Annotated in this window: 12 protein-coding genes; 5 read left to right on the forward strand and 7 right to left on the reverse strand. The window is 38.5% G+C overall.

What is annotated here, in order from left to right:
- Together mutY and IC619_RS14195 are read right to left on the reverse strand one after the other, a co-directional pair.
- The gene (gene mutY / locus IC619_RS14190; RefSeq protein ID WP_191140829.1) at nucleotides 1–1086 is read right to left on the reverse strand and encodes an A/G-specific adenine glycosylase; all 1086 of its coding nucleotides are present in this window, start codon (nucleotides 1084–1086) and stop codon (nucleotides 1–3) included.
- Between the two features lie 258 nt (nucleotides 1087–1344).
- Nucleotides 1345–1632, reverse strand: a complete 288-nt coding sequence (locus IC619_RS14195) for a hypothetical protein (RefSeq protein WP_191140797.1) — start codon at nucleotides 1630–1632, stop codon at nucleotides 1345–1347.
- A gap of 77 nt (nucleotides 1633–1709) precedes the next feature.
- On the opposite strand from IC619_RS14195, the gene IC619_RS14200 reads away from it, so the two are divergent.
- Entirely contained in the window at nucleotides 1710–2702 is a 993-nt protein-coding gene (locus IC619_RS14200; RefSeq protein ID WP_191140798.1) for a metal-dependent hydrolase, read from the forward strand.
- An 86-nt stretch (nucleotides 2703–2788) separates the two neighbouring features.
- Nucleotides 2789–3688, forward strand: coding sequence for a mechanosensitive ion channel family protein (locus tag IC619_RS14205; RefSeq protein WP_191140799.1), 900 nt, complete (start codon nucleotides 2789–2791; stop codon nucleotides 3686–3688).
- 72 nt (nucleotides 3689–3760) lie between these two features.
- On the opposite strand, the gene IC619_RS14210 is transcribed toward IC619_RS14205, so the two are convergent.
- On the reverse strand, nucleotides 3761–3910 hold the full coding sequence (locus IC619_RS14210; RefSeq protein ID WP_191140800.1) for a hypothetical protein: 150 nt from the start codon (nucleotides 3908–3910) through the stop codon (nucleotides 3761–3763).
- Between the two features lie 196 nt (nucleotides 3911–4106).
- Nucleotides 4107–5429 (reverse strand): O-antigen ligase family protein, encoded by a 1323-nt coding sequence (locus IC619_RS14215; protein WP_191140801.1) that lies wholly within the window; start codon nucleotides 5427–5429, stop codon nucleotides 4107–4109.
- A 374-nt stretch (nucleotides 5430–5803) separates the two neighbouring features.
- Here IC619_RS14215 and IC619_RS14220 point away from each other — a divergent pair, with 374 nt between their 5' ends.
- Complete coding sequence (locus IC619_RS14220) at nucleotides 5804–6625, forward strand: ABC transporter ATP-binding protein (RefSeq protein WP_430624116.1); 822 nt, start codon at nucleotides 5804–5806, stop codon at nucleotides 6623–6625.
- A gap of 48 nt (nucleotides 6626–6673) precedes the next feature.
- Here IC619_RS14220 and IC619_RS14225 read toward each other — a convergent pair whose 3' ends face one another.
- Nucleotides 6674–8428, reverse strand: coding sequence for an adenine deaminase C-terminal domain-containing protein (locus IC619_RS14225; RefSeq protein ID WP_191140802.1), 1755 nt, complete (start codon nucleotides 8426–8428; stop codon nucleotides 6674–6676).
- Between the two features lie 95 nt (nucleotides 8429–8523).
- Between IC619_RS14225 and IC619_RS14230 the strand changes: the two genes are divergently transcribed.
- Together IC619_RS14230 and IC619_RS14235 are read left to right on the forward strand one after the other, a co-directional pair.
- Nucleotides 8524–8715, forward strand: a complete 192-nt coding sequence (locus IC619_RS14230; protein ID WP_191140803.1) for a YgaP family membrane protein — start codon at nucleotides 8524–8526, stop codon at nucleotides 8713–8715.
- A gap of 593 nt (nucleotides 8716–9308) precedes the next feature.
- The gene (locus tag IC619_RS14235; protein ID WP_191140804.1) at nucleotides 9309–9521 is read left to right on the forward strand and encodes a hypothetical protein; all 213 of its coding nucleotides are present in this window, start codon (nucleotides 9309–9311) and stop codon (nucleotides 9519–9521) included.
- A gap of 29 nt (nucleotides 9522–9550) precedes the next feature.
- Here IC619_RS14235 and purD read toward each other — a convergent pair whose 3' ends face one another.
- Both purD and IC619_RS14245 read right to left on the reverse strand, forming a co-directional pair.
- The gene (gene purD, locus IC619_RS14240; RefSeq protein ID WP_191140805.1) at nucleotides 9551–10834 is read right to left on the reverse strand and encodes a phosphoribosylamine--glycine ligase; all 1284 of its coding nucleotides are present in this window, start codon (nucleotides 10832–10834) and stop codon (nucleotides 9551–9553) included.
- Between the two features lie 20 nt (nucleotides 10835–10854).
- Nucleotides 10855–11133: a hypothetical protein gene (locus tag IC619_RS14245; protein ID WP_191140806.1), complete on the reverse strand. Its 279-nt coding sequence runs from the start codon at nucleotides 11131–11133 to the stop codon at nucleotides 10855–10857.
- Nucleotides 11134–11191: the final 58 nt, after the last annotated feature.

The following is an 11191-nucleotide window of genomic DNA, read 5'->3' on the forward strand; positions in this document are numbered from 1 at the left end:
CTACACACCTAGCTCAACCAATTGACTTACTTTTTTATACACAGTCGGTAAAGCCAAGTCCTCAATGCTATCGATATCAATCCATTTTAAGTTAGGATCATTAAGTACTGGCAGTTTATTGACGTATACTTGCATGATTACGCCATCCCATCTGCGATGTGTAAAGATATGATTTAATGTTCCACACATTTTCATATGCTGAAAGGCTATCCCTTGCTCCTCACAAAATGCATTCACCACGTATTGGGGTGTTATTGTTTTTGAATAGGTAAGGGTTGGAAATCCCCACATTCCAGCGAGCAGACCCTTCGTTGGTCTTTTTTCCATTAGAACTTGTCCCTTGTATTCAATCCAAGTAAATACTGTGCGTACAAGCTTCACCTTTTTTGCTTTTTGTTTAACTGGCAACTTTAGAACGAGATCTTGATCAAAAGCTTCACATTGATGGTGTAGTGGACACGCGAGACATTGTGGAGATTTCGGTGTGCAAATCATCGCTCCCAGCTCCATTAAAGCTTGGTTAAAGTCACCAGGCCGATCATCCGGAATCAATTTCATTGCGACTTTCTCCATCAAACGACGCGTAGCAGGTCTTGCTATATCATCATGAAGAGCAAATAATCTAGAAAAAACTCTCATTACATTACCATCAACTGCAGGTGCTTTTAGATTATAAGCAATGCTTAAAATCGCTCCAGCTGTATAAGGTCCGACTCCTCTTAACGTAGAGATATCATCCGGGTGTTGCGGAACTTGTCCATCATATTTTGCTGTAACTTCTTTGGCTGCACCATGTAAGTTACGGGCACGAGAATAATACCCTAGCCCTTCCCAAGCTTTTATGACACTCTCTTCATCTGCATGCGCTAGCGTTTGTATCGTTGGGAACTTTTCCATAAAACGCTCGTAGTAAGGGATGACGGTATCCACACGCGTTTGTTGCAACATAATCTCAGACACCCAAATATGATAAGGATCTTTTGTGTTTCTCCATGGTAAATCTCGATGGTTTTGATCATACCATCCCAGAAGTTGTTTACAAATTTGATCTGATAAGTTCTTTTCCACTTTCCATTCGACTTCCATTATTGCCATACGACTACTCCTGTTCACTTACCACTTCATCATGGTCTTCCAGATAGATGCAGGTGTGTCAATTTGCATGGTTTTCCCATTTTACACGACTGACCTAGATGCTTATTCTTACAATGTATAATTTTATCATACAAGAAAAACAAGTCCATCTGGTAGCTCAAAAAAAAAATATTTTACGAACAGCCACTCGCTCCCTTTTCTGATAAAATAAAGCGCATAACCAATCCGTTTTGGTTAATCGACACGCCTCTATGTTCGTATGTTTTCGAAGACCCATGCATTTATCTTTTTCACATTAAACTTTGAGTTCTTCAATAACGGATCGTTTAATCTAGCCACTCTTAATGCTTCACACTCACCTTTGTCGAGCATTTTTATGGATTCTACTACTTTACCTTCTTGTTGAAGACTAACTAAAATTTCATACGCGCTAATCTGGTAATTTTGGTGTACGACATTTTTGATCTCTGGTATCATTTCTATATACTGTGACCAGTATTTTGAATCAATTTGATACTCAACAAATAATGTAAACATGGAAATTCCTCCGTAACTTATGTTAACATTCCATTTTGCATACAATAGGATTGGATATATTGTGGGGAGGCTCTCTTATGGATACAGGCACACATTTTGTTATGGGCGCTAGCCTCTTTGGTCTCGCTCATCTCGATCCTACTGTCATCTCAAATTCTGACACAACTCAAGCTGTACTTTTTGCTACTGTAGTGGGTTCACAGCTTCCTGATTTTGATACGATCTATCGATTATTCGGGAATACCATATACATAAAAAAACATCGTGGATTTAGCCATTCATTACCCATGACTTTGATTTGGCCTACTCTCCTTACCCTTGCCTTACTATTCTTTTTTACCGATGCAAATCTCATCCACGTATGGCTGTGGTCTTGGATATCTGTTGTAATTCACGTTAGCATTGACTGCTTTAATACATATGGGACTCAAGCAGCTCGTCCTTTCTCTTCTAAGTGGATAGCATGGGATATTATTCATATTTTCGATCCATTTATCGCTACGATACTCATTTTGGGGTTGTCACTTTGGAATTTATTTCATCTTGATCCTGGTCTGCTTTTTTTATGTTTGTTTGCTATTATTTTACTATACATTATACGCAAAGTCTGGATACACCATAAATTACTTAACTGGATTAAAAAAAAGCACCCCTACTCATTACGCTACAAAGTATCTCCTACTATTCGGGGACGTGTTTGGAATGTAATCGTAGAAGATGAAACAGTTGTTAAAGTGGGGGAAGTACGGGGTAAAAATCTATTATGGACTGGTCACGTTTCAAAGAAAGCCTTACATCACCCTGCTACTTTGCATTCACAATCTGCTGAATCAATTGCCGCTTTCTTGTCATTTACGAGTTATGGTTATCCTCAAGTTCTTGAAATTGCACATGGCTATGAAGTTCGCTGGTTGGACGTGCGTTACCACTACAAAAAGAACTTTCCTTTTATAGCCGTTGCTATACTTGATCGTGACTATCAATTGCAGTATGATTTCGTAGGCTGGATGAGTGATGAACAAAGACAAAAGAAGATCAAAAGCTATCTCACAGAAAACCATTTAGATTAAGATCACTTATTTCAGCCAAGGCTGAAATATTGGGGAATCCACTTGTAGCACATAGCGATCAATCCGCATCAGGAGGTGTAACTCGTTTGTTCTTGAATATAGACCAAAACGAAAATATTATTGCTGTTGAAGAATTTGCCCAGGAAACGAAGTCACTGATGTCTCAAATTGTAGACGATCCATACAGTTTCATTGTATTTCCGATTATAGAACTAGCGATCATTCTATTACTCACATTTCTAGCCTTGCGATATAGTGGTCTCATCATCGAAAGAGTTTTTAATGTAAGTAAGATGGAAAGTCGCAAAGCCAATACCTTACAAAAATTAATGAAGTCCATTGCACGTTACGCCATATATTTTGTGGCTACACTAACCTTGCTCATGCAATTTGGTTTCGATCCCTTACCCGTGATTGCAGGTGCCGGTGTGTTCGGTTTAGCAATTGGTTTCGGTGCTCAAAACTTAGTTCGTGATATTATTTCTGGTTTTTTCATGATTTTTGAACGTCAACTTGAAGTTGGCGATTTCGTTGAAATTAATGGACAAATTAGTGGTACTGTGGAAGAAGTGGGATTACGCATTACCAAAATACGAGAATACAATCAGCGCTTACACTATATCGCAAATGGGAAAATCAGCCAAGTAACAAACTACAATCGTGAGCAGATGAGACCTATCGTCGCGATAACCGTTCCTTTTGAACAAGATATGGATCTCGTTGGCGAAGCTTTAGAGGAAATATGCCAAAGTGTTGCGAAAAAATATGCTCCTTTCCTTATTCAAAATCCAGAAGTACTTGGTATTACCAATGTAAATCAGGATGGCGTTCAGTTCACAATCACCGCAGTCAGCCAACCTGAAGAGTTTTGGTCAATTGAACGCGCTATCAGACTGGAAGCTATTTCAGTTCTACAGAAACGAGATATAGACATTGCATATCCACGTCGTGTTTTATTTAATCATAGCCTAACTTCATCACCGTAAAATGTTGCTACTCGATAATAAAAAGAACGAGACGCTGAAGCGGATATCAGCATCTCGTTCTTTTTATTATATCTATACAATCACACGTGTTATCGTTGCCGCTACAGCAACAACGATAACGCTAATTCCGATCCAAAGCGCTGTATTTTTCAAATCTCGCTCCAAAACGCCTACCGCATCAACACTCGCAACTCGTTTTTCCTTTTTTCTTTTCCTCGCCACTTCAATCCTCCTCAAAGACACCGATTTAAAAAAAGTACGCTGACTGAACCCACAATCGTTCACAAGCAACTAGCTATATTCTAGCAAAAAATGATTGCACTTACGAGAGCGTTATAACTCCCTCCCTCACGCCTATATGGGTACAATTACATCAAGCCACAATCTGTTATCATCATGCATCTTGAATATTACGTTCTCATTTTGACCTGAATGATTTGATGTTAACCTTAGCCGATACAATAAACGAAGATAGCGCTTGCAAAAGAGTCGCCTCTTTAGGGATATCATCGCCTTCACTCCATGCTGGTCGTTTCACACATCTTTTTTCATATTGGGTATGAATGATAATAATGCTTAGGATAAACAACACACCTATTTGTGGTGCAATGATTGGATAGTCATACATGCCGTGTCCCAAAATGGCGATCGTTTGCGAGATCAACATCCCTGCTAGTCGCTTTTCTTCCTTTTTATTTGCCGTTTTACGCCAGCGACGTGCACGATATATCGTTGATAGGATCAGAGCTAGAAATAGAAATAAACCGATAACACCGTATTCAGTCGCAATCCCTAAGAAAATGTTGTGTGCATGAAAAACTTTAACACCAGCTTGTTCTGCCAGTTCTCCGAAACGTAAGGGAAGCGTACCTAAGATCCAATTTTCCTTAAAAATGTCAAAAGCTGTTGACCACACCACTAAGCGATCATCCAAAGTACTGGCTAACGTATCTTTTCTAGGAATAAGTTGCGGGAATAAGAAGACCGATCCTAATATAGACAATGAAATGACCACAGTTCGTTTACGGTGGCCCGTCATCCATAATTGAACAATCAAACCAATGACTAGCCCTCCCCAAGCTCCACGTGATCCTGTACACATAATTGCAATACAAAAAACAATGAAGATCGCAAAAGCACCTATCTTTTGCCGCATATTTTTCAAAACGGACAGTGCAAATATACTGAGTAGCGCTAAACAGATCAGTAGCGCAGCCGCTAAATTCGAATTGCCTGAAGTCCCCACACTTCGTTCCGAATAATTAGCTTGCCAACGGAAGTAGCTATAAAAATCTAATATATACCTTAAAGGCGGACTTTGATTAATGACCTCCCAGTCTACCCGTTGTAAAATCACGACAACCGCAATAAATACACCACATATCCAGAAAAACATGTACATTTTTTGGATATCCTGCCACGACCAATCAACAACATCCCGTATCCAAATCGATAATAAATAATATAAACCATAAAAAAATACAGGTAAAAGCATCGTAGGTATTCCCATAACCAAATGGGGCTCTATCAACCACCCTAAAATTGAAAGAAGAATAAAGCCTAAAAAAATACGGTCAGGTAAGTATTGAAAAGAATTTAGCCCGTTCTTTTTCTGATAAAACACTGTAAGTATACCAATCAAAAGCATTACAACCGGTGGAAGGAAAGGAGATATAAGTATTGAAATGTATAATAGCCTCGTAATATTTTGTATAATTTTTCTATCATTTTCAATATCCAATAATACTGCTCCTCATTGTTAGATTAACTATTGTATTATAGCATATATTCTATATGTAACTAAAAGCAATCTTGTATCTCCAAAAGAGACCCGCTTATTTTGTTTTTCAACACACTCACTCTTTTCCTTGGCTATAATTTCGCTTTTCATTACGAATTCCCTCTAAATAAACAAAATCCTTCGCTACACATCAAGTGTATAGATTTGCATGATTCGTTATATATCTTGCCCCATCGACACGATTGTTTTCTATTGTCTTTCCGAAATTCACCACATCCTAAATCGGTTTAATAAGTCATTCGTTTTCTTCTCTTTATTGACGATTGAAAATCTTTCTCATACAATATAATTGAAGCTTTTTTCCGGAGAGGAAGATGGCAATGGCCAATGGATTACACGCAAAAGATCTCGCCTTATCATATGGTGACAAACAAATTATTAAAGACCTGAACATTTCCATACCAGAGGGGAAAATCACCGTTTTAGTTGGTAGTAATGGTTGTGGTAAATCTACTTTACTTCGTTCATTAGCTCGCTTACTAAAACCTCGCTCTGGACAAGTGTATTTAAATGATACCAATATTATCAACCATTCAACACGAAAAGTTGCAACTGAATTATCGATTCTACCACAAGGTCCAGTTGCACCTGAATCATTGACTGTTCTACAATTGGTTAAGCAAGGGCGCTATCCTTACCAATCGTGGAGAAAGCAATGGTCCAAACAAGATGAGGAAATTGTAAATTGGGCGTTAGAAGTTACACAAATGAAGTTTTTCTCTGAACATCCTGTGCAAGCATTGTCTGGCGGTCAACGACAACGTGCTTGGATTGCGATGACACTTGCTCAAGATACTGGAATCATTCTGTTAGATGAACCAACTACTTACCTTGATTTAACACATCAAATCGATATCTTAGATCTTTTATATGAGATGAATGTCAAGCAAAACCGTACGATTGTAATGGTATTACATGATTTAAATCTCGCATGTAGATATGCTCACCATATGGTTGCTGTACATAACCAAAACATTTACGCACAAGGAAAGCCAGAAGATATTGTCACGGAAAAAATGGTTAAAGATGTATTTCGTATTACTTGTAAAATTATCCCTGATCCCATATTTGGAACCCCGATGTGTGTTCCATTTGGTAAAGGAAATATGGTAACTCAACAAAATATATCAATATAAAACAACCCGTTTATGACGAATATCATAAACGGGTTGTTTTATACGAACTTAGATACGAGCTGAAGAGGTGAGGATGTGTTTATCTTTAACGCGCATCAACCCCTCAGATGTAAGTCGTATCTGAGGTAGATGAGTGGATGAGAGAAATAGTAAGGTGTAAATTGGATCTATATGATGATACCCATAACCTGCTAATTTTTGTGAAAATTGTTTAGTCGAGATAATGAGTTCATCAACCGACTGAACACTCATCGTTCCTAGAAGTGGGAGATGAAGGTGATATTTCATCTCTCCTTGTTGTATCCAAGTGATTCCGCCATTCACACTTTTAATATGATTGATTGCCTCCATCATCGCTTGCGGATCCCTCCCGATAACCAATAGATCATTTGTACTTGTATAGCTAGAGGCAAGCGCATCAATTTTTTCCCCAAAACCACGGATTAATCCTCGTGTGATCCATTTGCCATGCTTATCAATGAGATATACATGTAATAGATCAGGGTGATTCGTATGCGATAAAAAACCATGATTAAAGTGTAACCATTCATGCTTGCATTTTGTAATCACCGCATTAACAAGTTGTATAACGGGATATTCAAGCTCTTTTTCTGAAGTAATACGCAGGTCTTCTTCTGTGACTTGACCCATTAAATTCCACTTTATTTCGTCCTTATTTATCCAATTCAACTTTGGAAATGATTGAATAAGGGTTTGTTGTTCAACGACCTTCACACCATCAGCAAATACGGTAACAGGTGTCGGCTGATGTAGATCTTCCAATATATTAAAGTCAGCTATTTTCCCTGGAGCGATTGCCCCTACATGATCATCTATTCGGTAGTATTGTGCTGGATTAATGGTAACCATTTGGTAAGCATGAATCGGGTTGACTCCATTATCTATCGCAACTCGTAGTACATAATCGATAAACCCTTTTTCTAGATACGGAGGTGTCGCACCATCAGTTGTCATCATTAAGCGATGCCAAGGAACTTCTTTTTTTGTGACCAGCTCCTGAATTAATTCTGGTAGGTCTGGTCGAATCGAACTATGCCGAAGCGTCGTCATCAACCCTAGTTCTAATCGTTTCCAAACTTCATCGACAGTAATACTCTCATGATCCCCAGTAACACCAGCAACAGCTAATCGTGATAATGTCCGATAAGAAGCACCCGGAGCATGTGCTTCAATCCGTTTACCAAGCTGCTTCGCCTGATGCATCCAGCGATTCATTTCGCTATCCCCTTGTAATATAGGCAACCAATCTGTTAATTCACCAGCTTGTACGACAGCAGTGTGTGATAACCACTCCGATATTCTTTGGTCTGTAAATACCTCTTTTTGATGCGGTTGATGACACTGGGGATCAAAGCGGGTCCACCAAAATTGTTTGACAGGTAACTGCTTTAATTCATCTAGCAGTTCAAACGCATCTTTATTCTCACATAAGCCAAAAAAGAAAAGGTTATCATTGATTAGCGTAGTTGTTCCTGTTTTTAATACTTTCTCCGCTAAGGAAATAGGTTGATATAGTTGAAAAGGGTGTGCATGTGGTTCGATATAACCCGGAACAACCACCTTGCCTTTTACATCATAAATGTGGACTTCATCATCAATGACACATCCACTTTCTTCAATATTACCGACGAAAACCACTCTTTTTCCTGAAATAACAATGTCTTGCTGAAGTAACCTACCCGTATATACATTCAAGACTTCACCATTTTTAATTACGCTATCCGGTTTCTTTCTCCCCATCGCAACGTCTAATGTTTGCTTCATCTCTTGATGTGAATACATTTTATCTCTTCCTTCCATTCATCACGCCATTCTTTTTCTAGCATAAGAACATTCGTTATACAAATACTAAGTAAAAAGTAAAGGAGCGTATTATGTTGAAAAAAAATGTGGGAAAACTGGACGCTGTTCTCCGAATTAGTTGTGGTTTAATCGGTTTAACATGGGCTGCTACACACTCTACAAAAAAATTCCCTGCTTTCATCGCTCTTATTTCAGCACTTAAGGTTGCAGAAGGTATGACACGTTACTGTCTCATTCTACAGTTTCTAGGAAAAAAAAGCATTTAGATCACATTTTGTCCTTTGCACGTGTCGATTTGGTTGATTCCATCATAGCATGAACCACTTTCCAATCTGCAACACGTCAACATAAAAGCCTTTTTATTTGTATAATACCTCCTCTTTTCAGTATACAAAGAGGAGGTATGTCCCACAAAATATAATAAAATAAAAAAAAACAAAATAAACTCTTGCCTATAGTCAGACTTTTTTGTATAATAGTTTCCAAGAAGCTTAAATTGAATAGTTATGCGGCTTATATTTTCTGATAATTATGTCTCTTTATACTAAACTTACATTCTCATGTCAATCTAGTACCTTTTACATGATGCAATGAATCTAAATCACTCTCTTCTGTAGTTTAAAATACCTTGATCACTTATTATTTCCCATTTTCAGGAAAAAAACCGATGATTTTCACTGTTTTTTTCTAAAAAAAGAAGGATATTTTGTAACCTCTCGTCGAAAGAATGGTTACATCAACTTTTTTTCGGTTTTGACGTGGCAAATGGAGGGTAACATGGTAGAATGAAATTACAGAAGGCGAACAGATGATCGGTTACAAAAAAAAAGCCTAAAACCGGTTAAGGAGTGTGAGAAAGATGTCATTAAGTGAAATGGAAAAAGAAACTGTGATTCAGTTTGACGAATCTACTAATTTAGCAACTGTTTATACAGCAAGCTATACGGTTGCTCGCTCACTTAAAAAAACAGGATATCGTCCAGTTAAAACAACTAAAGGTGGTTGGTGGTTTAAAATACCTGTTAATGGTATTAGCATTTCTGGGGATAAAGAAACCACACAAATTGGATAATCATTTAGATACGCGAAGAACGACTCCGTTTAGACGAAGTCGTTCTTCGTTGCGATAGCTTGTCCAGCAATATCTTTACGATAATGACAACCTTTAAAAGTAATTTGCTCTAATATACAATACGCTTTTTCACGTGCATGGGTAAGTGTATCTCCTATTCCCGTCACTCCTAAAACTCGCCCACCTGTGGTAACCATTTGATCCTGTTCGTTCCTACGCGTGCCTGCATGAAAAACGATCTGGTTTTTCGTAAGCACTGGGATAGAATGGATTGGAATACCTGTTGGGTATGATGCGGGATAGCCTTCGACTGTCATTACTACACATACTGCTGCAGCATCCCTCCACTCTATTTGCACCCCATCTAATGAACCGTTTACAACTGCCAATAGAATTTCTAACAAGTCTGTAGATAATCGAGGTAACACAACTTGGGTCTCAGGATCACCGAACCGTGCATTAAATTCAATTACCTTGGGTCCTTCTTCTGTAATCATCAAACCTGCATAAAGCACACCTTTGTAATGAATCCCTTCCGCATTCATCCCTTCCACTATCGGTTTTAATATCGTGTTTATTGCTTCCTCGATTATATTTTGTTTGATTTGTGGCACAGGTGAGTATGTTCCCATACCACCAGTGTTAGGTCCTTTATTATCATCATAGACTGGCTTATGATCTTGCACCTCTACCATTGGAATGAAGGTTTTTCCATCTACAAATGCCATAAGAGAGACTTCTTCTCCAGTCAAAAATTGCTCAATGACAACCTCGTGTCCAGCTTTTCCAAATGCTTTCTTTTCCATGATGTCCTGAATTGCCTTCAGAGCCTCATCTGGTGTTTGAGCTACAACAACACCTTTACCAGCAGCAAGTCCATCGGCCTTAATAACAATTGGAGCACCTTGCTTCAATACATATTCTTTTGCCTCATCCGCTTCTGTGAAAACTTGGTATGCGGCTGTTGGCACTTGATATTTATGCATAAGTTCTTTTGCATAACGCTTACTCCCTTCGATACGGGCGGCCAGCTTGCTCGGCCCAAATACTTTTAATCCTTCAGCTTCGAAACGATCACATATCCCATTTAAAAGGGGCACTTCCGGTCCTATCACCGTCAAGTCGATTTTTTTCTTTTTAGCAAAATGAATTAACTTGTCAATATCGTGTTCCGAAATATCAACACACTCTCCAACTTCTTCAATCCCGCCATTACCAGGAGCACAGAAGATGTGACTCACTCTAGTGCTTTGTCCTAATTTCCAGGCAATCGCATGCTCACGTCCCCCACTACCTACAATAAGTACTCGCAAATACGCTTCCTCCCTGTCTATTAATGCAGAAACAGACTAATCCCAAATAAACTTATCGTTACCAACACACAAATAAATGACCAGTCTTCACGGTAATATTTTTTGGCACGACTGCGGTAAGCTGAATCGGTAGTTAGTACACCTCCAACGATTAATCCAATCATAAAAAATACCGCAGCTGATATACGCATATTAGATTGCAAAACGATTAAATCTAAATCTGCACTTAAATAAGCCCATGTACCCGATATAAATAGGGCCACGATCGTCCATAAACCTGTCCATGAAATCATACGCATGATCATATCCTCCTTGTATAACTTTATGATCTAGTATACGCAGAAGGAAAATCACTTG

Origin of the sequence: Polycladospora coralii, assembly GCF_014773435.2 — a bacterium.
Classification (GTDB): Bacteria; Bacillota; Bacilli; order Thermoactinomycetales; family Thermoactinomycetaceae; genus Polycladospora; species Polycladospora coralii.

What these genes read in the sequence shown, in the direction of transcription:
- mutY (WP_191140829.1), bottom strand. Translation starts at nt 1,086, where the DNA reads ATGGAAGTCGAATGGAAAGTGGAAAAGAACTTATCAGATCAAATTTGT.
- IC619_RS14195 (WP_191140797.1), bottom strand. Translation starts at nt 1,632, where the DNA reads ATGTTTACATTATTTGTTGAGTATCAAATTGATTCAAAATACTGGTCA.
- IC619_RS14200 (WP_191140798.1), top strand. Translation starts at nt 1,710, where the DNA reads ATGGATACAGGCACACATTTTGTTATGGGCGCTAGCCTCTTTGGTCTC.
- IC619_RS14220 (WP_430624116.1), top strand. Translation starts at nt 5,804, where the DNA reads ATGGCAATGGCCAATGGATTACACGCAAAAGATCTCGCCTTATCATAT.
- IC619_RS14225 (WP_191140802.1), bottom strand. Translation starts at nt 8,428, where the DNA reads ATGTATTCACATCAAGAGATGAAGCAAACATTAGACGTTGCGATGGGG.
- IC619_RS14235 (WP_191140804.1), top strand. Translation starts at nt 9,309, where the DNA reads ATGTCATTAAGTGAAATGGAAAAAGAAACTGTGATTCAGTTTGACGAA.
- IC619_RS14245 (WP_191140806.1), bottom strand. Translation starts at nt 11,133, where the DNA reads ATGCGTATGATTTCATGGACAGGTTTATGGACGATCGTGGCCCTATTT.